The following is a 22,577-nucleotide window of genomic DNA, read 5'->3' on the forward strand; positions in this document are numbered from 1 at the left end:
TTGCCGACACCTGTGCCGTACGCTGTTCATGAATCGTACTCGACAAAACACGCTGTCAGTAGTTTATCGGGACGGATACAGTTCAGTCAACCGGAACAGTTTATTATTCTGTCGGGATTGCAAAACGACTGAAATAATCCAGACAGGTTCTACGCCAATGGCGGGCATATTTCTGTTCCTCTTTCAGCTTGCCTAAAACAGATGCATGAATTTCCGGATCGACTTTACCTTCGAGCGTTTTCCATGTTTCGACCATCTGATCCACATAGCTGACACCGCGGTTATATCGATTATTCAATTCCTCCCAAAGTGTACGACCGGACGACAGCTCTGTATCCCATTCAACACGATGGAACCATAGTAAATATTTGAGAGGAGTTTGATCGATATCATTAAACTGAACTTGGAGGTCGGGAGAATATTGTCCTGCATAATCCGTTCCCCGTTTTGTACGATCAATTCCCACAGCCTTTTTATCAGCATGATGATACATCGGCCATGCAGCCGGCCCGGGACCGTAATGACTCCCTTTTTCAAAAATATGCGTTAAGCCCAACGGCATAGAATAATCAACATTGGCATCATACGATCCCTGCATCATTTGATTGATGGTTTTTCGGGTTTCAGCGTCGCAGTTAAACGTCATAGAAATCCACTCATCTGCAATTTCCTCTGACGTCAGCCGGGGATTCCATGCCAAACGGCCAAAGGCATACCAGTTGGCCTGATTAAAAACATTCCCGCACCAATCATATCCATCGCCGGTATTGGCAACACCCGCCATACAGGTCCTTTCCTGCCCGAGCGTTCCGTCAACCACATCGGCAAGTACTGATTCGCCATGACCATAGATATCTGCATCCAACACATCTCGCCACATCGGGCCCAGGTATGTCAGTGTGGTTGACTGCCCTAAATACTCTTTTGTAATCTGCAGCTCCAAAGCGAGTTGTGTTTTAGGTACTGCGCCGAAGAGTGGAGAAAAGGGCTCGCAGGGCTGGAAATCGATCGGCCCGTTTTTAACCTGCAAAAAGACGTTCTCCCGGAACATTCCGTCTAAGGGTTTAAACTCACGGTAAGCATCTTTTGTCCGGTCGTTGCTACCACCATATACAAACGCCCGCCACAATATAATGCCGCCATACGGTTTAAGAACATCGGCAAACATATTTGCACCGTCAACGTGACTACGCCCATAGGTTTTCGGACCAAGCATTCCCTCCGAATTGGCTTTCACCACAAAGCCTCCAAAGTCAGGAATTAATTCATAAATATCCGCCACTTTCTTTTTCCACCAGTCCTGCACAATTGGATCCTGCGGATCTGCAGTGTCCAGATCGCCAATTCCTGTCCCCCGGATTCCATGTCGTCCCAGCGAAGGCTTAACCGGTGCAGAAAAGTTGGCGGAAAGATATAGCGTAATCCCCCATTCCCTGAAGACATCAGCCAGAACTTTAATTTTCTTCAGATTTTCATCCGTCAATATCGTGGCATCGGCATTTACATTATTAATCGCCGCTCCATTGAGGCCGAGCGATGCGCAATAACGGGCATAATCAGTGTAACGCGGATCCTTGTTCTCCGGAAGCTCTTCAAACTTCCACAGACTGCGGCCGGCATAGCCCCGTTCCACCGACCGATCAAGATTGTCCCAATGATTCAGCATCCTAAGATCAATCTTCGGCTCCTCAATTATACTCAGAGAATCTATCGACCGCTGTGTCTGCATTAACCGGATAAAATGAAATACCCCATACAGCACACCGACATCCGTTTTCGATACAATCAGTGTAACTTTTTTATCCTTGATATCCGTCGTCTGAAGTAGAAACCCTTCGCCATTCAACACGCTTACCTTTTCTGCAACCGTTGAGGACAGAAGCCCTTTAAGCTCGCCGAACGTACCCAGCACAACCGCTCCATCAACCATCATTTTCTGAACCGGTGGCCGATGCCCAGTCAAACCCGCAACAGCAGAAAGCAGTTCATTTCGTGCATTGATTAAAACAGCAGATGCATCGGAACCGCTGATAGCGGCAATGACATATTTTTTCGCAACAGTTTCCGGAAGTCGGTCATATGAGAGCCAGAGTCTGGAATAATCCGCAATGGCCGGCACCGCACCGGATACGGCCAACAAGCCCAACAACACACTCAACATCTTCTTCATAATTATTCACGTCCTATCTTAGGAACCCCGGAACCGATCTCCAGCAAAACACAGCCTCAGAAAAATCTATAATGCATATTCAATAATAAAAAATGCATTAAAGCGAAGAAGCACAACCACTGAAACGAGAGACAGGTCATGCATAATACCAAACGTTAAAACTATCCGGTATAAATTTGATCTCTCGCAGAGACGCTGAGGACGCAGAGAAATTCAGTCATAAACGGCTCCGCGCGCTCTGCGTCGCTGCGCGGAATAACGCTGTCGTTAAGACCGGAATGTTTTAGTAAATGGTATAAATCACGATCTGATACACAACATATTTTCCGCCCATCAACGGACTGAATGCAGACAGTGCAGCAATTCGGATGATATCCCCACCGCAGTTTTCCAGCATCACCACAACTACCGAAACATAGGAAAAATGATGACATTCCACGCGCTCCGACCGGTCACCCGGAAACGCTGAAACATATCAACCGATCTCGTTTACCGGTTATGGATATCCCCATGCAGCAAAATGCACAGAGAATTTACTTTATTCCTCTGCTTCCGAATCCCCGGTCCGAACAGCCCCTGCCGAATCTGGGGTAGCCGACCGCTTCATAAATTCACACTTCTGCACATCTTCCGGTTTGAGCTGTTTGGTGGCAACCGGCAGCCAGAGCGAGGTGGCCGGGACATAGGTAATCACCAGTAGAGCAGCAATCATGGCACCGAAAAACGGCAGCAGCGTCGGCGTTACCTTCGCAATGGTGGATCTGCCCACACCGCAGCCGATAAACAGACAGGTGCCCACCGGCGGTGTGCAGAGGCCGATGCAGAGATTGGCAATCATCATGATCCCGAAATGAACCGGATGCATCCCGAGCTGCGAAACCACCGGCAGAAAGATCGGTGTAAAAATCAGGACAGCCGGTGTCATATCCATGAATGTGCCAACGATGATCAGCAGCAGATTGATCGTCAGCAGAATAACCACCGGATTTTCAGAAAGCCCCAGCAGCGCGGCACTGACGGTCTGCGGGATATTGGCCATGGTCATAATCCAGCTCATGCCGGAGCTCGCCCCGATCAGCAGCATCACCACCGCGGTCGTGATTCCGGTATCGAGCAGAATCTGCGGGAGTTCCTTTATGCTTATTTCGCGGTAAATCACGACCGACAGCAGAAAGGCATACACCACGGCAATGGCCGCAGCTTCCGTTGCGGTGAAAATACCGCCCAGAATACCGCCGATAACAATGACAATCAGCAGGAGGGTGAAGTAGGCCCGCCGAAACGTCGTGAAGCAGGCACAGCAGACTGCCGACCAGATCAGGAACCAGACGATACCGTTTGAACACTTCCAGAACCCGATATCCACCCAGCCTTTCTGCGAAAGGAGGGTGGAGACCAGCATCCCCGCAATGATTCCCGTCGCGGCAATCGGTTTCCACGCCGGCATTTCAAGTGCTTCCCCCTGATATCCTTTGATCACCGAAATGATCCCGCCGACCAGCATGATAAAGAGGCCGGTAATCAAACCGGGGAGAAAGCCCGCCATAAACATGGCGGCAATCGAAACTGAACCCGCCGCCACCGAATAGACAATCATAATATTACTGGGCGGAATCAGCAGGCCGGTGGTCGCCGCCGTAGTGGTTACCGCCACATTGAACTCACGGCCGTAGCCTTTACGGTTCATCTCGGGAATCATAAAACCGCCGACGGACGAAACCGCGGCCGCGGCCGATCCGGAAATCGATCCGAACAGCATACAGGTGAGCGTATTCACATAGGCCAGTCCGCCGGGCAGACGTCCCACAAGCGTGGCGGCAAAATCAATCAGACGCCGGGCAAGCCCCCCTTTACCCATCAGATGACCCGACAGAATAAAGAAAGGAATAGCCAGCAGAGCAAAAGCATTAACCCCGTTGGCCATTTTGGCGGCCACAACCAGAGTCGGGTCCGAACCCTCCGCCAGAATCGCAAAGAATGTGGCCAGCGCAATCGCGACCGCAATCGGCACATTCATGACCAGCAACAGAACAAAAACCGCAACCAGAATCAGCGCAACCACGCCCATTATTCCGCCTCCACTTTTCCGGTAAGGGTCTCGACCAGATTTTCAATGGTGTAAAGCATCATAAACAGCCCGGCAATCGGGAGCGCGAGATAAACATGCCCCATTTTCCAGCCGAGAGCCGGCGTCGTCTGCTCCATTGCAAGCGCATCGAACACCACCCGTCCCCCACCGTAGATAAAAACGGACCCCGCAAAAAAGAGGACCACCCCATGCACCACAACCGCCATGAGTTTCTGTACTTCGGGATCGAATTTACCCACAAAATAATCAACCCCCAAATGCCCCTTTGTACCGAAAGCCACCGCCCCGCCCAGCAGTGATACCCAGACGAGAAGAAAACGCGCCAGCTCCTCCGTCCATTTTGCCTGTTCACCCATCACAAAACGGGTGAATACGCCCCAGCAGACATCCAGTACCAGCAGCGTTACCGCAACGATGAGTGTCCAGTTCAGCATGGCACTCATTCCCCGTTTAAATTTAAGCCATCCCTCCACCATTATTCGACCTCTGAAATCTGTTTAAGCAGTTCCCGGACTTCAGGGTTTTCAATTTCGGCCAGCATCGGAGCAACCTTGGCCGCAAATGCGGCCGTATCCACTTCATACACCGTGACCCCTTCGACTTTGGCCTGTTCAAGCGATTCCTGTGTTTTTTCCTTCCACAGCTTACGCTGGAACATGACCGATTCTTCCGCCGCCTGCTGCACCCAGGCCCGCACCTGCGGATCGAGTTTGTTCCAGACTTTGGTACTCATCATCAGCATGTCCGGAATACGGGTGTGACCGTCCAGCGAAAAATGCTTACAGACTTCATAATGTTTATTCGAAGTGAAACTCGGCGGATTATTCTCCGCGCCGTCAACCGTTCCCTGAGCCAGGGCGGAATAAAGTTCACCCCAGGCAATCGGCGTCGGAGCTCCTCCCAGCGCTTTAACCATATCCATAGCCGTCTTCGACGGCATGACCCGGATCTTCAGCCCCTTGAGATCATCCGGCGTCCGGATCGGCGTATCCTTGGTATAAAAGTTCCGGCTGCCGGCATCATAGTAGCAGAGACCGCGCAGGAATTTAGATTCCCCCTTTTTCAGCATGGCCTTTCCGATCTCCCCGTTGAGCACATTCCAGTAGTGATCCGAATCCCGGAAGACATAAGGCAGCGCAAAAACCGACATCGCCGGAATAAAACTTTCCATCGCCGCCGCCGAGGTTTTCGTCATGGCCAGAGATCCGTTCTGAAGCTGTTCAATACACTGAATCTCGGAACCCAGCACGGAACTCGGATAAATGTCGATGGAGACCGAACCGGACGACAGTTCCTCCAGCCGCTCTTTCATATAGACCATGGCTTTGTGCACCGGATGGCCGGTATCCAGACCGTGTCCCAGTTTCAGCACCAACTGAGAAGTGCCCCCTTTTCCCGCAGCTTTCTGCCCGCGTAAAAAGATGGAAAAACCGGCCGTAGCCAGCAGACTGCCCACCAGAACTCCACCGATAAAATAGGAAAGTCCCCTATTCATATTTACCCCCTTGAAAACCTGTATTACTATATCTGCAAACGTTTGAGATCAACCTTTTCCTCACCACTCCACTAAACATCTAAACCATCAGCTCCAAAGCGGTAAACACAGGTATGGCGATATTCCCCACCGGGTTCCAACCGCGCTGATGGAAAGGTTCCGATATTCACGGCATTGGCATGATTCTGAGTTTCCAGACAGAATCCACTGTGCGGTCGATAAAGCTGACCACCTTTTCCTTCTCCGCCCACAAAATAGCCCTCATAGAAAACCAGACAGCTCTGATCTGTAAAACACTGCATAAAGCGTCCGCTCCCGGGGTCCGTCACCTCGGCGGCCGGCGCAAATGTACCCGGCGCATGCAGCACGTAATACTCCCCGTGTCCGCCCTGCTGGCCTTCGGTGTATTCCCGGATCGGCCGGGCTATACGGAAATCATACACCGAACCGTCCACCGGTTCCGTTTCTCCCGTCGGAACAAACCGCTCATCAATGAGCAGCCGTTCACAGGACTTGATGCTTAACCGGTGATCCAGCGTACTGCCGGTTCCGGCCAGATTAAAATAGGTGTGGTTGGTAAGATCACATACCGTCGGCCGATCTGCGGCCGCCCGGTACTCCAGCTTCAGCTCGTTTCCGTTCGTCCAGGTGAAAAGCACTTCCACCGACAACGTTCCCGGATACCCCTGATCGCCATCCGGACTCTCCAGGAACATCCGCACGGATTGCTCATCCACCACTTCCGCGTTCCAGAATTTCCGGTGGAAACCGCCGGGACCGCCATGAAGATGTGTCTCCCCTTCATTCGCCGGCAGCGAAAACCGCGTTCCATCCAACGTAAAGCAGCTTCCGCCGATCCGGTTGGCTACCCGACCAACGGTCATGCCGATATAATGCGGATCCGCTTCATATCCGGACACGTCATCAAAACCGAGCACCACATCCGCCACCGCCCCTTTCGCATCGGGCACCTCAACCGAAACCACCGCCGCACCATAGGCGGAAAGTTTAACCCGATACCCGTCTGCGTTCGTGATAACGAAGGCGGGTACCGTACGGCCGTCACTCAGTTTTCCGAATGCTGTCTGCTCAACCGGCATACCTGTTCCGAATTTACGGCCGCTCCAGAATCAGACCGACAGCATCGGTTTCATAATTCTGAAAATGACGCCACGGCGCACCGCCCAGCCACATCAGCACTTTATAGCCCTCACCGGCCACCACGATCGGGCGGATGTTTTTATATTCCGAATCAAACGTCAGCTGTTTCCAGTCAATAGAAGAAACATCGTCGTTCGGACCGATTTCCGCAGTATAAATTTCGTGCACCCCGCCCGTCGGCTTTCCGGTTTTCGGATCCACATCGGTTGAAATATAGACCTGCTCCGGATTTTCCGGATCAAAGGCGAACAGTCCGGTGTAACTGCTTTCGATGTCATACAGACAGGTGCCGCCAAAGGCGATCTGGCGGTCGTTCCACTTTTCCCCGTCCCAGGACGCAATGCGGTAGTGATGATCTTGATGCGTATGATAAACCGTATAGCCGACATGCGGTCGTTTTTGAGAGTCACTCGCAATCGCTACCGTCCAGGCCGCATTGGAAACACTGTGCGTACGCCCTTTCCACTCTTTGATCTCGCTGCCTTTATACAGCTTTTCCGCCTGCACCGTCACCAGCGGACCTTCTGACAGATCTTTGATCTTTGTTCCATCCACGTTGTAGAAAGAGCCATTACGGAACTCCGCATAATACAGACTGTTTCCATACTGGCGCGGATGCGCATCCGTAAACGAAATACCCACGGCATTCTCATCGATCTGCTGATACCGCGCATAGGGGCGCTGGCGGCTGCCTATGTCATGCGTGATAAAGTGCGTATACTCTCCCCACGTTTCGCCATCGTCAGTCGATGTGATAAACGCCGGATTAAAATGCTGCCCGTCGCGGAAGAAGCAATAGAGCTTATTTTCATCCTTCATGGTGTAGAGATTCATATAAGTGACACCGCGCTTATCTTCATAAACGTGATGAAACTCTTTCCGCGGTCCCCACTTCAGATAATCCTCAGGATCGGAAATATGATAATGGTGAATCTTTTCCTGACCGTGTTTGGCATAAACCGTCAGCAGACTGCCATCCGGACGAACATAGAAAACCGGCGAATCATGATCGTCACGCTGGAACTTCGGATACAGCACCGTCGAACCCAGCGGTTTATCCGCCTTCAGATCATACACCCCGACCTTGACATCGCCGCTCTTCCCGCTGATCCCGCCGATAATCAGTTTTCCATCATGAATAATCGCCCGGGGATCTTCATACCAGCACCACCCCGTATCCTTCATGAACGTGGTCAGTTTCCGCTTCTCGGCTTTTGCACGAACCGGCACATGCCCTCCAACCAGCCTGTACATTTCAGAACCCGCAGCCAGAAAAGCCCCGATGCCGTAAACCTCGGTTTTATCCGCAAACGAATCTCCGGGAGCCGCCCCGACCGGCTGCACATAGCCCAGCATACCCTCTTCGGTTACACATTCCGTCAGTGCCTGCCAGGCGTTCAAAACCACCGGCTCATAAACTGCACGATCCAGCAGCCCGTTATTAATCCCCCACGCCAAACCGAAGGTAAAGAACGACGTGCCGCTGGTTTCCTTAACCGGATATGCATCAACTCCACCCAGCAGGCCCATACTCCACGTACCGTCCTCACGCTGGCAGTCCTTCAGACTTTCCGCCATCTGCTTAAAGAGCTCAATGTAAAACGGGCGACCTTCCCAGTCCTCCGGAAGATCCGGAATCATCAAAGCCAGTCCCCGAACACCCAGCCGTTACCCCGCGCCCAGTAGAGCTTGCGGCCGTTGGGCTCGCGTTTTTTGAAATAAGACGAATCGCGCCAGAACAGATGATCCTCTGTATCCCAGAGCAGATCATACGTGGCATGATATTCCTGATCCATGAAATCAAGATATTTCCGCTCACCGGTCACTTTAGCCAGCCGGGCCCAGACCGGCGGCGCCATAAACAACGCGTCGCACCAGCCCCAGCGGTAATGGCAGTCGGTCTTATTTCTGTCCTTTCCATATCCGCTCCATTCGAGCGAACCGGTTTTCGGATGCGCCAGAATCCAGTCAAAACGCTCCTGTGTCGGCCGGAGCATTGCCGGATCTTTTTTCTCCTCGTACAACGAAAGATAAAACTGACCGACCGTATGATCATCGGCATGATAGGGCCGGTGATGTAACTTCCAGCCGTTCCGCTCACCAATCATCATGAGAAACGCCTCAACCTCGGGATCTCCCGACACCTTGCGCCACTCATTCATCCCGGCATACAAAGCGCCCATATGCCACGTCAGATCATGCCATTTCTTCGGCACTTCACCCTCCGGCAGCTTTCTCCAGGAGGAAATCGCACGGTATTTCCCCGAATCCTCAAAGGTTTTAATCTGCCAATCCGCTACCTTTTTCGTCAGTCCGGCTACCGCATCCGGCGAGGGTTTTCCTCCGGCCAGACAACCGACCGCCATGACGGCAGCCCCCAAAAACACACCATATTTCATCATCCGTTCTCCTTACTTCAGGTCGTCGACAGCAATATGATCCATATCATCAAAACGCTGATTTTCCCCGCCCATGGCCCAGCAGAAGGTATACGCCTTCGTGCCGCAACCCGAGTGAATCGACCACATCGGCGAAATCACCGCCTGTTCATTGGAAACCACGATATGCCGCGTTTCATCGCCCGGCCCCATCATGTGAAATACCTTCGATGAATCATCGAGTCCGAAATACATATAGACTTCCGTCCGGCGTTCATGCGTATGGCACGGCATCGTATTCCAGACACTGCCCGGCTCGAGTGCGGTAAAGCCCATCACCAGCTGGCAGCTTTTTATCCCGTTTTCATGGATATACTGATAAATCGTCCGCTTATTGGAATCCTCCAGCGATCCCAGTTCCAGCGCATTGGCATCCACCTTTTTCGCCTGAGTCGTCGGATACGCCGCGTGCGCCGGATAGCTGACCATGTAAAAACGCGCCGGGTCCCCGCCGTTGACCGAATCAAATGTAATGTCTTTCGAACCGCGGCCGATATAAAGACCATCCAGATTTTCCATCCGGTATTCCGTGCCGTCCACGGTCACCGTTCCGTTTCCGCCGATGTTCAGCACACCGACTTCCCGACGCTGGCAGAAATAATCCGCCGCAAGTTCCGCCCCGGCTTCCAGCTTCAGGCCTCCATCCGTCGGAACCGCCGCACCGATGATGCTACGTTCCACTTCGCAATAAAGCAGGTTCAGTTTTCCTACTTCAAAAAGGTCCGCCAGAAACGCTTCGCGCAGCTCATCCGTGGTCATCCGTTTATATTCATTTTTTCCTACCGTATATCGCACATCCATTGTCTTTATCCTTATTTTAAAATTCCATGCTCATCATGATTTCGCAGTCGTAGTCCTGATAACGCCGGTACTCCCCGGCAAACCAGAACAGCGCATTGACTTCGCCCCGCACAATAACCGGGCGGAGCTGATTATTCACCGGATCGTGCGTCAGCTGTTTCCACGTCCAGCCCCCGGCGGTTCTGGTTCCTTTGAACAGCTGATAAATCCGCTTCGGCAGCGGCTTTCCTGTATCAGGATAAACATCGGAAGCAACGACCACTTCCTGATCATCCGCAGGATTCAGTGCAATACCGCCGGCATAATGCTCTTCTTTCCGGTACAGATTGCTTCCCGCAAATGCAATCTCCTCACATGTCCATTTTCCATCCGCATACCGCGCCGTCCAGTAGCGCATATCGGTTCCCATCTGTCCGCTGGGCGATGAAATAAACGCGCCGAACGGCTTTCCCGCCTGATCGTATTCCATATCCCAAACCCAGCCGCGCCCATTCGCCGTGCCGCCATCAAAAACCAGCGTTCCATCGTCCGGCTTCATCGGATTACTTTTCAGTTCCTCCACCGTGCGGATCACCGTGCCGTCTGATTGATGGAATGCGCCGTTTTCGTAGTACATGTGATACACATTATTCTGTTTGCATTTACGCGGATGTCCATCGGTATAGAGCAGATCAATGCGGTTCCGCCCATTGGAAACATATTTGATATAGGGCCGGTCATTGCCTTCGCCGATATTGATCAGCTGAATAGGTTCAGCCCAGGTTTCCGCATCGTCATCCGACGTGGTGAAATGCGGATTAAAATTATTTCCGCGGAAAAAGTTGTAGATCCGGCCGCTCTCATCCTCAAGCCGATGCAGGTTCTGATAGGTCACGCCACGTTTGCCATGGCTCATCCTGAAACTCCGCTCCTCACCGGCCACCGCCTCTTTCCATTGTGACAGAGTCAGTTTGCGCTGATAAAAGTTTTTGTGCGTACCGTGCGTCGCATACGTCACCAGCAGACGTCCATCCTTCAGCGGCAGAAAAGCACCGACGTTATGATCATCCTTCTGTTCCCACGTACTGAGCACCATTTCCTTCCGGGCATGGGCACTGGGCATTTTTTCCAGTCCGAATGCGGTCATCGCGGTTTTGCCGTCGCTTCTCACATAACTGGCATAGAACACATTGTTATGCAGAATCACCCGTTCATCGTTATACCATGTCCATGCCCCGTCATCCGCCACCGAACGCGGCTGAAACGGATTCGCGATCTGCTCTTCCATTTTCTCCAGCGGCTGGAGTTTCAGCATTTCCACGCCAGCCAGAATAAAAGCTCCGACGCCGTAATCCTTCGTATCTTCGGCCCGCGTTTCGTGCGGCGACCCCGCCACCAGCTGGCAATAGCCCAGACGGCCTTCCGGCGAAACACAGTCCATCAATCCACGCCAGCCGCGCATCACCACCGGCTCAAAATAGTCGCGCGGCAGCCAGCCTTCGTTCACACCCTTCGCCAGCGCATACACAAAAAATGATGACCCGGTCGTCTCTTTGGTCGGCAGCCATTCCGGATCATTCACGCAGGCCCGCCACAGCCCGTCCTCGCCCTGATATTTCGCCAGGCTGAAACTCAGGTCCGTAAAGAGGTCAATATACTTCTGCCGCATCGGATCGTTTTCATTCAGATACGGAATCAACCGGGCAAGCCCGCCGATAACCCAGCCGTTGCCACGCCCCCAGAACACCTGTTTTCCATTCGGTGTCTTGAGCTTTTCGGTCTGCGCCTTGCTGTTGCGATAGAAGAGTTTTTCATCCCGGTCATAAAGAAAGTCGACCGAATCCCAGTAAAGTTTGTGCAGCTGATCATAGTAGCGTTGATCGCCGGTTGCTTTTCCCATACGGGCATACACCGGCGGAGCCATATAAAGCGAATCACACCAGCTCCAGAGATTACGCCCGATAAACGGAACATCCTTTTTTGCCCATTGGTGCAGCTCACCCGGCTTAATCACGTCCCGATCCAGCAAAGCGCCCAGCTTCTTTTTCAGGTTGGCGATTTTCTCATCGCCGCCCTTCAGAAAATAAATATCCAGATAGGTCTGTCCCGGACAGACATCATCCGCATGAAAATAATTATTGATATCCCACTCCGAAGCTTCGCCCCATTTCATGGTCTGTTCCAGATACCATTCATCGCCGGTCTGCTCATAGGCCGCAACAAACGCCGAAAAAAACGTACCGACCAGCCAGTTTCTGGTTGGAATATTTTCCCCGTACAGATTCAGCTGATATTCCGCCGCCGAACGGATGGTCGAATGGATCGTCTCCTGCCGGAAAGCATATTCATCCAGTTTGGAATACGGCTCCGCAGCGGCAGATACAGCCAGAAAAGCGGTAAGCCCATACAGTATATTCTTCGTCATCATTTTCCCCGGTTAAATCCTTTCAGATAGGCATTCCAGTCATTGGAACTTTTAATTTCGCCGGCGCGTTCCCAGCCATAACCGGCCCAGTATTCCACCTGTCCGCTCCGATCGGTTTTCGTAATCAGCAGCGCATGGCTTTCATCTTTCCGATCCGAATTCACCGCTTTAAATGCATCAATGCGTGACGGCTCCATCACCACACCGGTCCCCAGACCGTCTCCGTCAATGGTTTCCCAGCAGGCCATCCAGCCCTCTTCCGTATTTTCCGATACCGCCGCCTTTCCATCATGCGTGGTCAGGCCGACAGCAATCGGAAGACCTGCAGCAATTTCCCCGTTTTTCCGGAAGGTCGAGGTCGCTTTAAACAGGCGGTCGCCCAGCTTAATCGAAATCTGCTTCTCTTCGGTATAAACATCACCGTCATGCTCCCACTCATAGGAAAGCACAAAAACCGACTCCGCAGGTTCGCACTTAATAATCCGCCATTCCCGGTACACATTGGACGTAATCAGCCGGCCATCGATCCACAGCCCCAGACCGCCGCAACCGCGCGAAGAACCCACATGATACGGATCATATCCCTCGCCCCAGTCCCGGTGGTAGGTCTTCTCCTTCATCTGACCGTACCACGTATCAATCACCGGATAATCCACCCGCTTCAGCCAGCAATCGATTCCGCTGTCCTCCTTCCCCTTCAGAAAAGTCGGCCCATACATGCGGAACGCCGCTTTATCGTTCTCCCACGCGAAATCATCCGCGCGTTCCGGAACATACCGGCAGAATGTTCGAGGTTCCTGCGAGCCGGCGCATACAGACAATCCCACGCCCAGCATCACCGTCAGTGTTAATAATGGTTTTGTTTTCATATTCCCGTAATTTACGCGCAACATGGAATTGCACAACGGGACGATTCAACTTTTGCAGAAAATGTTCAAATATGAACAAAAAAAGAAATCCCTGCACATATGCTCGCAGTTCTGCCGCGTTCGGTCGTTTAATAAAACAGGGTGCCCCGTAGACGGGACACCCTGTCCATGCGAAGACGCATGAGATGATGTTTTTAGGTCATACGCCGCCCGACCCGAAACCATACGGGCCGAACCACAAACCTGAATATTCAGATGTTGAAATTCCGGCGGACAAAGATCACGCAGATACCAAACGATGCAATTAAACCGAGCGTGGCCGGTTCCGGGATTGAAGTCATGGAAAATCCGCTCAGCGCAGCCGTTGTACCATTGGCAGTACCCCAGTTAATGTCAACGGAATCAACTCCATCAACTTTTGTGAAAGTGAATGTTTTATAAACATCGCCAGAATCGTAATCCGTCGTCTGAATCGCAGACTGAACCCCGTTATATGTGATCGCCAGCTGACTTTCCTGATCAACCCCGTCACCAACACCGTATATTGTTAATTTAACAGTTTGTCCGGGATCTATTTCCTCAAAACCGGAAATTCTAAAATAACGGCTCACATCAATATCAGTACTGGTGTAGTAGATATAAGAATCCAGAATCGGTGTCTCTGCGAAATTTCCGCCGGATGTATTCCAGTCATTCCAGTTAGCGGTGTTAGCCGAAAAAGTTATACCGGAAAGACCTACTGCAAAAACCGTTCCACCGGTAACATCGCCCCCTCCGCTGACCAGATTCACTACGGCTGATCCGTTAACATCCGCATCATTCACTTGATAATCCGCAGCGGTGACGGAGGTCAGGTTCGCCGTGTTATCGGCATTATGGAAATTAACCAGCAAAGTTGATGCAATATCCGCCTGAACAGCCAGAACGCCTCCGACAACCGTCAATGCAATTACTCTTTTCATGTTATCTCTCCTTGTTTTTTCATTAATTCATACTCCCCGATAGCCGGCCCTATGAAAGCGCACGCCTAATACTGAATTCTTTTTGTATCTCAAACCAGAAATCTGGACCACTGTCAAAACCACAGATACGGCAATTAAATATTGAGATCACGAAACGGTTTCTGATATGATCTCTCTCATGGAAAAGGAAGATGCGAGAAAGAATCCGACCTCCCTTCATGAACGGCGCAAGCAGGTGATCCGACTTCACCGCAAAGGATACCGACCCATGAAGATTGCGGCTCTGACGGGCTTAAGCTGGGGCGCTGTAAACACCGCCATAACCCTCTATGAGGAAGGCGGGATGTCTGCCCTGAAACCCAGGACACGCGGACGCAGGAACGGCATGTGCAGAAGACTGGGAGTGGAAGAGGAAAAGCGAATTCAGCAGCTCATCTGCGAAAAGCGTCCGGAGCAGTTGAAAATGGACTTTGCTCTGTGGACAAGGACGGCGGTCAGGGAACTGATCCGGCATGAATTCGGTATTGATTTACCGGTCCGGTCGGTCGGCGAATACCTGCGGCGATGGGGGTTCACGCCGCAGAAACCCGTCAAACGCGCTTATGAGCAGCAGCCCGAAGCCGTACGGAAATGGCTTGATGAGGAATACCCGGAGATTGAAAAGAGAGCCCGTCAGGAAAGGGCGGAAATCCATTGGGGAGACGAGACCTCCATCATGAACACGGATGTCAGGGGCCGCAGCTGCTCCCCCGCGGCAGAACGCCCGAAACCTGTGCCGTCTGGGGCAGACGTGAAAAGTTCTCCATGATTTCCACCGTAACGAACCGGGGCAGGTGCCGCTGGATGATGATTGACGGGGCCTTCAACGCAGACCGGCTGATCGAGTTCATGGAACTGCTGGTAAAGGATGCCGGGCGGAAGGTGTTTCTCATTCTGGACAATCTCCGGGTTCACCATAGCAAGCCGGTGAAGAAGTGGCTGGCGCAGCATACGGATAAAATCGAGGTGTTTTTCCTGCCGAGCTACAGCCCGGAACTCAACCCGGACGAACAGTTGAATGCCGACCTCAAACACCGGATTACAACCTCGGTCCCAGCGCGCACCCGCCGCAGACTGAAGGCCATAACCATAGAACACATGCGGCTGATCGAATGTTCACCCGCCAGGGTCATCAAGTACTTTGGAGACCCGCATGTCAGCTATGCCGCAAAGCACAACATTTAATTGCCAGAGCAATAACACTCCAAAATCTCTATTCTGACACGCCCTGTCAGCGCCATACCGCATCAGTGAAATTCCGCCTGCAGTCACCGGATTCACTTCGGGAACAAAACAAACCTGAACAACAAAAATTTCGGAATCCGATTAAATCTGATCTCCTGGCGACAACAGCACATAAACAGATGCTTCCGAAAGACCATTCCGGATTTTCGGAACAGCATCCGGCCCCCATTGATCAGTTCCGTTCAACCTTAAAAAATCTCTGCGACCGGTCCATTTTTTCTGAAAAAGTCAAGGAGGCATCCACACCAGGATAATTGCTCACCGAAATCCATTCTGCTTCGGCGAGGTTTGTACAGCTGTAAAGGGTATAATTTTCAGCAATTGAGGTGGAATCCCACTGCAGAACTAAATTAGACCCGGAAATTCTCCCGGTGAGCCGATCTGATGGCGGGTTCTGGATTACGGCATTATTAAATACTGCTTCACATAACTGACCGTCATTATGTGAAGTCACAGCAAGCCCGGCGAAAACATCGGCAGTCATGGAAACCGTCTGTTCTGCAATGAGAGTCCAGCTGAATCCATCGGTCGAGTAATAACCGCTGAAACGGTCTCCCGAACGAATCAGCCGAACAGATTTGATACTGCCCGAATCGCCAACAGTGCCGACATAGCTGCTTGCAGCCCCCGCAGATATCCGCCACTGCATACTAACCCGCCCATCCGGACGGACTATGACAGCAACATTTGCAGCATCCGCATCCTGCGTTTCCCGTATCATGACCCCGCCTTTCGACCATTCATTAACACTTTCAACTTCAGCTACGCGTACCCTGATATCACAATCCCCACTCCAGGACTGCGATGCAAAAAATCCTTCATCAGCCGTATTCCAGAGATCTGAACCACTCGCGGAAATAATCGTGGATCCGCCAACCTGTGTAATTGCCCCTGCCGCCGCAACGTCTCCCAGATCCTGCATATCGGAAAAATGAACGGTCTGGTACGGAATATAGGTTCCTTTGAAAAAACCGGCCCCTACACAGGCCAGCCACAAGGTCGTTGGATCATGAATGCTGAATTCGACATCACGAATCCTCCAGTTAATAGAGACCGACCGATTATTCTTTGTCCACGTCCGGCCCCGGTCCTCGCTCAGATACAAGCCGGGATTTTTTTGAAGGTTTCCGACGGTAACAACCACAAGATTGGAATCAAAAGGCGATACATCCACACACTCAGTCAATGGACTGACAAATGTTTTTTCCCATGTGATGCCATAGTCATCACTATACCACAGCCCACCTGTGTTCGAATTCCGATATCCGGCGGTTATCCAGATCCGCCCCGATTGATCAATTTTCACTTCATTCACACCGTCGACTTCCGGATCAATCGTTATTTCCGTCCAGGTCTGTCCACGATTCACCGAATGATAAAGCCCTCCGTTGCTCGCTTCAGGAACATCGAAGGCTGCCCCTTCTACGGCAATGAACATCGACTGATATGTGGGATCCCGCGGATCCCATTCTATTTTGTTTACCCGTGGATTAGCGGGCAGACCGATATTCCGAGGGGCAAAGGTCCGGCCTCCATCGGATGAATAATAGAACCCACCTTCTTTGTCCCAGTCAGATGCAGCCCTCCTCCTTATGCCGAAATAAAAATATTGCGGGTTGACGGGGTCTATGAGCAGAGATCGGGTCTCCATCTGGTAGGTTGCCGCCGTTGCGTCCCCCCATTTGCTGAACGTGGAACCCCCATCAGTGGAGCGCCAGATTTCATTGGCATGGGCCTGCCGGTAAGAAGTGACAAAAACGGTATCTGTGTCGTTAGGGTGAAGCGCAATAGCCGACACTGTATCCATGGTCGGCAGCTGTTTCATAGCCACCCGCCCGTTCATATCATCCAGGGTGGTTTTCCACAGACGATGTTCTCCGCTCCCAAGGTACAGCTCACCGGGACGCAAACGGGGGTCCTGTTTCATGGATTCACCGGGCAGATTGCTGTTTCCCCGCCCGACCAGATTACCTGCCGGGGTATAGAATTCATCAATCTGCTCAAAGGTTTCTGCGCGATTGGTACTGACCAGGGTACAATGACCGCTGATCAGCATCACATCACCACGCGAATTCACATCGAACGAACGCATCGTCCGTTGTGGATAGCTACTGCCCCACTGCTGATTAAACGGTTCATGATTCCATACCATATTTTGGTTTACCGGATTACCGCGCGCCGACCAGAATTCAGCATCGTTAGCAAACGCCGGTCCATACCCGCGGGTCACCATCATCCATGTACCGCCCCCATCTGAGGTTTTCCATAAAGGCCCCATTCCAAACGAGGCCAGCAACCCCTGCGGATCACCAAGCCCGATATACACCGTATCCGGGGCACTTGGATCGACGCGCAGCAACTGCACCGGCTGCAGTGCGTCAACAGGCTTATCGGGATAAAGCGACTGAACGACTGCTTTATCGGTTTCAAACCATTTAGCCAGATAATTGTAATATCCATCACCAACAATCCAGCCCAGCCGGTTGATATCCAGATAAAGATTACCATTAATCTGCTGCCATGTTTCCCCGAGATCTATTGACCGGTAAACACCTCCCGAATTGGTCGTTGTTGACCCGGAAGGGAAATACCGCACCTGATCAATAACATAGACTACTGTTGAACCGTTGCCGTCATCATACAGATCGAGACTGATAACAGTATTGTTCGGCAGCTTTCCTGAACCAATGTTTATCCACGAATCTCCACCGTTATCCGAACGGTACAATCCATAGTTTGATGCCGCAAAAATCTGTTGCGAATTATTTGGATTGACTTGTATCCGGCAAAACTGCGCTGCCGGATCTATCCCATTACTGACTTCTGCCCAGTGGGTTCCGCCATCCACCGTTTTCCATATCTTTCCGGAAATCTCACTGCTATCCCCTTGGGGATTTGCAGCCGTTGCTTCCTTCATCGAAGAGCTCCACAATTGTCCATGTCGATGGTTCCCTGCCCCGACATACCACACATTGTGATCGCCGGGGTCAATCGTTACCGCAGAAACCTTTGATTTCCAGCTACTCCGGTCGGTTCCATCGGAATCCAACTCATACCACGGACAATTCAACACTATCGCCCAGCTCTGCCCCCGGTCCGTGGTTACTCTTAAATGCGAGCCTCCCAATGCAAGCCCCACATCGGTGTTGGAATGTGAGTACCAGACTTCGCGCTGACGTCCGAATCCGCTATCCCCGTCATAATTCCGAGCATCAAACCAGGAGTGCCCATTGTTATCTGTCTGATAATTTCCCCCCATATCCGGACTGAGGAATGCCGTATCCGGAAGCACCGGATGATACCGGACAAGGTCGCACATACCCGAATTACCCGGCCCTTCCTGGGTCCATATAATGCGATCCGCCGATGCAATACGATGTGTTTGCATCTGACTGAAAAATGCCTGCTGTGCAACCCCTGCACAAACAATACTCCCCGAAAAAAAAATTAAGCTGGCCCCGGTTTTTATATTCATTTTCTGTTCCACATACGGAAAGTGCTAAAAAGAACCCCGCCGAAAACCGCCGGGGTCCTGCCTTTTCACACAAGTTGAAAAAGCATTCTGTTGATATTTACAGATCAAGTTTAATGAATGTTTTCGGTTCAGTAGTCGGAACAAAGTTCGTAACCGCCTGCCACTGGTAATCAACATTCTCCACACCCATCACGGTGTGATTATTCGTCGTCCATGTGCCGTTCACCAGATCATCTGTGGTGACCAGTTCATAAGCAAGATCATTGGCCGGATCGCGCGATTTCACATAAGTATAGATAAAACCCTCCATACCCAAGTGAGATGTACCTGCCGTATTCAATACGGGCAGAGCTCCCCGATCCGCTGCATCGTTCGGATCCCCCCCGTAGGCGAATTCTTTTTTATTGATTACACCATCCCCGTCCGGATCGGCGTTCTCTGCAGCATCTGCACCGGAAAGACCGTTATCGTCTGCCCAGAACTCGTACGGAAGCGTATTACCCGTAACATTCACCTCGAATTTACTCAGACACATATATGACGCTTTATCTGCAAACCATCCAATGGCATTGATATCTGTTAATATCGAATTATCGGCCAGTGTACTGCCTGCAGTCATCAGTACATCCACCTGAGGATGGAGTTCATTCCAAGTTTCAGCCATAACATCGGATACTCTGATATCTTTCGCACCGCTACCTCCTTCCCCGAACCTGACACCGGTGTCACTGACATACCATTGCGAACCATTGCGTATGGCAGGATAGAGATATCCGCCGTTACCATCAGAATAGGATACAAGCCCCAGATAAATAGTCAGCAGCTGACTGGTTGCATCAATTCCCGACGGGATCGCATCCTCCCAGTCCATATCATCAATTTTGATGTACGCCAGTTGTCGCGGTGCAGAATCATTCCAGCCTCCCGAGAGATAATACCGCTGCCCCACTGATCCGGCATTCTCAATGAAATACCGGGAGGCAATGCCGTTTGTTCCCGGCATCTGAGTGAGTCCGTAAAGAGTATAACCATTATAGGTTACCCCTCCGCTGACTTCTCCATGCGCAATCATCGGAGTCAATTCCCGACGATCCAGATAGGTAATATCCGCACCGGCATTCGTTACCGCACCAACCTGACTCAAATAAAACGTAGACGAAGTGGAATCGATCAGGTCATTGCGGGAACCATCCATATCCACAATCTCAACCAGGGATTGCGGCACTGCACTGGTGGGCATGGAATCCATGAAAAGCGGGTCAACATCCGCATCGAACAGCGCACGTACAATATAGGTATTAGTGACACCATTCCAGCGCGGAGAATCTTCCAGACTGACCGTTCCAAGAGGAACTTTTGACACATTTTCCGCCACTGTATACTCTTCTCCTCCTGTCATCATGAAGATGTCATACCCGGAGGAATCCAGTACATCATCCCAGGAAAGAATAATCGAACGGTCCGCTGAAACAACACTTGTAATAACCGGGCCTGCCGGAACCGGGAGGTTGTTCGTCGTATGTATCAGATTGACACTGTCAAAGACCGTATGCACTGGACCGTTTGTAGTCGAACGCTCGTCCAGAGCCTGAGGATGTATGCCCATGGTAAAATAGCTGTATTCAGCAGTATACAAATCCGCTTTCAAATCGGTTGAATAGGGAATCCGGATCTGGGAGTGATTGATGGATGATGCACCACTGACCAGATTAGACAGGCTTGCGTATGCCTGATAGACGTTTTCATCACGTGTTTTGCGTAGTTTGAATGAAATACGGATCGGATCCGTTGTTCTGCTTCCTCCATTTTTCGGGTCCCAGCCCAGATCATCTGCATCCAGTTTCGCTAAACGATTATTGTCGTTATCCAGCAACGGACTGTCAAATACGATAATAAGTTCGCCACCACCACGAGCAGTTAAATTAAACAGCGCCTGTGCAGCATGTCCCCATATGTGGTGCTTCTCCGTTGTAGAGGCTGTCAGTCCGAAAGTCATAATGGATTGATTTGAGAATTCGCTATCGCCGGGAGCGGGGCTTCCGGCTGTTATCATAACATCCAGATAACCTTCCAGAGCATCATCTTCGTTATTGCGGATCAGTCGGTCAAAATAGACCGCATTGCCGTTGTCGGTATCATAATTACTGTACGACGAAGCCGAGTCGGCCACATCAGAAACTGTAATAACATTAAAAGCGTTTGATCCACTGCCGGTCAGCGACTCCCAACCCTGCTGCCCTGCCAGATCACCATCGGTATACCCTTCAGCGGCTGTAAAACCGATATCGGCAACAGTTTCGCCTGCATAAATTTTGAGCGGTGACACCTCATCCGAATTTGCGGAGTTCCCATTGTAGTATACCGCCTGAACAGCATAATAGTAGGTCGTGCCAGCAACCGCTGTTGAATCCGTGTAAGAATCTTCGGCTACACGCGCAATGGGGGCTCCAAAAGATCCACTGGTTTCAGAGCGGAACACATCATACTCGGCTGCTCCGGGCATATGATCCCAGCTGAGCTCAACACTGCTTCCCGGCCAGATGGCAGTCAATCCGGTCGGGGCTTTGAAAGGGGCTGTTTTCTCGATTTTGATTCGGTCAATCATCACCTCACAGTCATTGGCAACAGGCTCCATACAGCTGAGATGGAAATACAGATCGGAGGCATTCCATATATCCACATTACTCACAACTTCATAGGCTGACTCATTCACATTCGAAGCCGCATTAATGAAAGTCATCTCCAACCGGAATTCATTGGTTACATCCGATTTTGTAATTTCATAAATCATCTGCAGGTTATCGGTATCCGGATCCGCAACGGGACCTACATTGGGTTTCGGATCAGCCCCCAGATCATCTACGCAGTCTGCCCAGACAGACGGTTCTCCCGACATCCACCAATTTTCAAAGTCCGGGAAATACGTCACCCGGCCGTTTTCCCAGCCGTTATACGCTATCCACGATATGAGAGAACTGCCCTCCCCGACCGCATTCGTATTCTGCAGTCCGCAGCTCCACAGAGTGTAGTTTGGGGTTTCCCCCCCTCGCATACTGTACCGATGGTCAATCGTGATTTTCACCGTATCACCGGGAATCAGAGAAACCGCATTTAAACCGCTCAACAGCAGTGAACTGTTATCAGCCGACATGGTCATCTCACTATTGGCATCGACAACAAAAGCATCGTTGACAGACGCAACCCAATCGCCCTGTCCGTAAATATCTCCTGCGGGATATGCACTGAAATCGTCTTCAATAATCACCTGTGCATGAACGGCAATCGCCGCAAATAATCCGGCAGACAGTAGCCCAGTCTTTATCTTCATCTCATCGTTCTCCTTATTTGTTCTGCTGACGGGCAGATAATACCCGATATAAAGCCTATGCTTTACTGATTCCGGAAGGGGTTTCCCTGAGGATATCATCC

General features: G+C 51.3%; 13 protein-coding genes and 1 pseudogene. 1 reads left to right on the forward strand and 13 read right to left on the reverse strand.

All coding sequences use genetic code 11. The features are described 5' to 3' along the window. Nucleotides 1-103 precede the first annotated feature (103 nt). The 11 genes from EGM51_11945 to EGM51_11995 all read right to left on the reverse strand — a co-directional run bounded on the left by EGM51_11945 (nucleotide 104) and on the right by EGM51_11995 (nucleotide 14,389). Nucleotides 104-2,170 (reverse strand): alpha-glucuronidase, encoded by a 2,067-nt coding sequence (locus EGM51_11945; GenBank protein ID QBG48074.1) that lies wholly within the window; start codon nucleotides 2,168-2,170, stop codon nucleotides 104-106. Nucleotides 2,171-2,708: 538 nt separating this feature from the next. After that, the gene (locus EGM51_11950; protein ID QBG48075.1) at nucleotides 2,709-4,238 is read right to left on the reverse strand and encodes a TRAP transporter large permease; all 1,530 of its coding nucleotides are present in this window, start codon (nucleotides 4,236-4,238) and stop codon (nucleotides 2,709-2,711) included. Beyond that, a complete protein-coding gene (locus tag EGM51_11955) occupies nucleotides 4,238-4,735 on the reverse strand; it encodes a TRAP transporter small permease (protein ID QBG48076.1) in 498 nt (165 codons plus the stop codon). The genes EGM51_11950 and EGM51_11955 overlap by 1 nt, the downstream gene beginning before the upstream one ends. Beyond that, the gene (locus EGM51_11960) at nucleotides 4,735-5,754 is read right to left on the reverse strand and encodes a TRAP transporter substrate-binding protein (GenBank protein QBG48077.1); all 1,020 of its coding nucleotides are present in this window, start codon (nucleotides 5,752-5,754) and stop codon (nucleotides 4,735-4,737) included. Before EGM51_11960 ends, EGM51_11955 begins: the two co-directional genes overlap by 1 nt. Nucleotides 5,755-5,825: 71 nt before the next feature. Then, nucleotides 5,826-6,854 (reverse strand): galactose mutarotase, encoded by a 1,029-nt coding sequence (locus tag EGM51_11965; protein ID QBG48078.1) that lies wholly within the window; start codon nucleotides 6,852-6,854, stop codon nucleotides 5,826-5,828. A gap of 13 nt (nucleotides 6,855-6,867) precedes the next feature. Further along, a complete protein-coding gene (locus tag EGM51_11970) occupies nucleotides 6,868-8,493 on the reverse strand; it encodes a hypothetical protein (GenBank protein QBG49305.1) in 1,626 nt (541 codons plus the stop codon). Nucleotides 8,494-8,555: 62 nt separating this feature from the next. After that, the gene (locus tag EGM51_11975) at nucleotides 8,556-9,317 is read right to left on the reverse strand and encodes a hypothetical protein (GenBank protein ID QBG48079.1); all 762 of its coding nucleotides are present in this window, start codon (nucleotides 9,315-9,317) and stop codon (nucleotides 8,556-8,558) included. A gap of 9 nt (nucleotides 9,318-9,326) precedes the next feature. Continuing rightward, the gene (locus EGM51_11980; GenBank protein QBG48080.1) at nucleotides 9,327-10,154 is read right to left on the reverse strand and encodes a 5-dehydro-4-deoxy-D-glucuronate isomerase; all 828 of its coding nucleotides are present in this window, start codon (nucleotides 10,152-10,154) and stop codon (nucleotides 9,327-9,329) included. A 16-nt stretch (nucleotides 10,155-10,170) separates the two neighbouring features. Then, entirely contained in the window at nucleotides 10,171-12,561 is a 2,391-nt protein-coding gene (locus EGM51_11985) for a hypothetical protein (protein ID QBG48081.1), read from the reverse strand. Next, nucleotides 12,558-13,451 carry a DUF4861 domain-containing protein gene (locus EGM51_11990; GenBank protein ID QBG48082.1) on the reverse strand — a complete coding sequence of 298 codons (894 nt, stop codon included), beginning with the start codon at nucleotides 13,449-13,451 and terminating at the stop codon, nucleotides 12,558-12,560. Before EGM51_11990 ends, EGM51_11985 begins: the two co-directional genes overlap by 4 nt. Before the next feature lie 227 nt (nucleotides 13,452-13,678). Next, the gene (locus EGM51_11995) at nucleotides 13,679-14,389 is read right to left on the reverse strand and encodes a hypothetical protein (protein QBG48083.1); all 711 of its coding nucleotides are present in this window, start codon (nucleotides 14,387-14,389) and stop codon (nucleotides 13,679-13,681) included. Between the two features lie 178 nt (nucleotides 14,390-14,567). Here EGM51_11995 and EGM51_12000 point away from each other — a divergent pair. Next, a pseudogene (locus EGM51_12000) lies at nucleotides 14,568-15,613 on the forward strand (IS630 family transposase). Nucleotides 15,614-15,845: 232 nt separating this feature from the next. Here the strand turns inward: EGM51_12000 and EGM51_12005 are convergent. Both EGM51_12005 and EGM51_12010 read right to left on the reverse strand, forming a co-directional pair. Further along, on the reverse strand, nucleotides 15,846-19,148 hold the full coding sequence (locus EGM51_12005; protein ID QBG48084.1) for a hypothetical protein: 3,303 nt from the start codon (nucleotides 19,146-19,148) through the stop codon (nucleotides 15,846-15,848). A gap of 97 nt (nucleotides 19,149-19,245) precedes the next feature. Continuing rightward, complete coding sequence (locus EGM51_12010) at nucleotides 19,246-22,476, reverse strand: hypothetical protein (GenBank protein ID QBG48085.1); 3,231 nt, start codon at nucleotides 22,474-22,476, stop codon at nucleotides 19,246-19,248. Nucleotides 22,477-22,577 lie beyond the last annotated feature (101 nt).

The organism is Verrucomicrobia bacterium S94, assembly GCA_004299845.1.
Classification (GTDB): Bacteria; Verrucomicrobiota; Kiritimatiellia; order Kiritimatiellales; family Pontiellaceae; genus Pontiella.

What these genes read in the sequence shown, in the direction of transcription:
- EGM51_11950 (QBG48075.1), bottom strand. Translation starts at nt 4,238, where the DNA reads ATGGGCGTGGTTGCGCTGATTCTGGTTGCGGTTTTTGTTCTGTTGCTG.
- EGM51_11990 (QBG48082.1), bottom strand. Translation starts at nt 13,451, where the DNA reads ATGTTGCGCGTAAATTACGGGAATATGAAAACAAAACCATTATTAACA.
- EGM51_11945 (QBG48074.1), bottom strand. Translation starts at nt 2,170, where the DNA reads ATGAAGAAGATGTTGAGTGTGTTGTTGGGCTTGTTGGCCGTATCCGGT.
- EGM51_12005 (QBG48084.1), bottom strand. Translation starts at nt 19,148, where the DNA reads ATGAATATAAAAACCGGGGCCAGCTTAATTTTTTTTTCGGGGAGTATT.
- EGM51_11955 (QBG48076.1), bottom strand. Translation starts at nt 4,735, where the DNA reads ATGGTGGAGGGATGGCTTAAATTTAAACGGGGAATGAGTGCCATGCTG.
- EGM51_12010 (QBG48085.1), bottom strand. Translation starts at nt 22,476, where the DNA reads ATGAAGATAAAGACTGGGCTACTGTCTGCCGGATTATTTGCGGCGATT.
- EGM51_11995 (QBG48083.1), bottom strand. Translation starts at nt 14,389, where the DNA reads ATGAAAAGAGTAATTGCATTGACGGTTGTCGGAGGCGTTCTGGCTGTT.
- EGM51_11985 (QBG48081.1), bottom strand. Translation starts at nt 12,561, where the DNA reads ATGATGACGAAGAATATACTGTATGGGCTTACCGCTTTTCTGGCTGTA.
- EGM51_11960 (QBG48077.1), bottom strand. Translation starts at nt 5,754, where the DNA reads ATGAATAGGGGACTTTCCTATTTTATCGGTGGAGTTCTGGTGGGCAGT.
- EGM51_11980 (QBG48080.1), bottom strand. Translation starts at nt 10,154, where the DNA reads ATGGATGTGCGATATACGGTAGGAAAAAATGAATATAAACGGATGACC.
- EGM51_11965 (QBG48078.1), bottom strand. Translation starts at nt 6,854, where the DNA reads ATGCCGGTTGAGCAGACAGCATTCGGAAAACTGAGTGACGGCCGTACG.
- EGM51_11975 (QBG48079.1), bottom strand. Translation starts at nt 9,317, where the DNA reads ATGATGAAATATGGTGTGTTTTTGGGGGCTGCCGTCATGGCGGTCGGT.
- EGM51_11970 (QBG49305.1), bottom strand. Translation starts at nt 8,493, where the DNA reads ATGGCGGAAAGTCTGAAGGACTGCCAGCGTGAGGACGGTACGTGGAGT.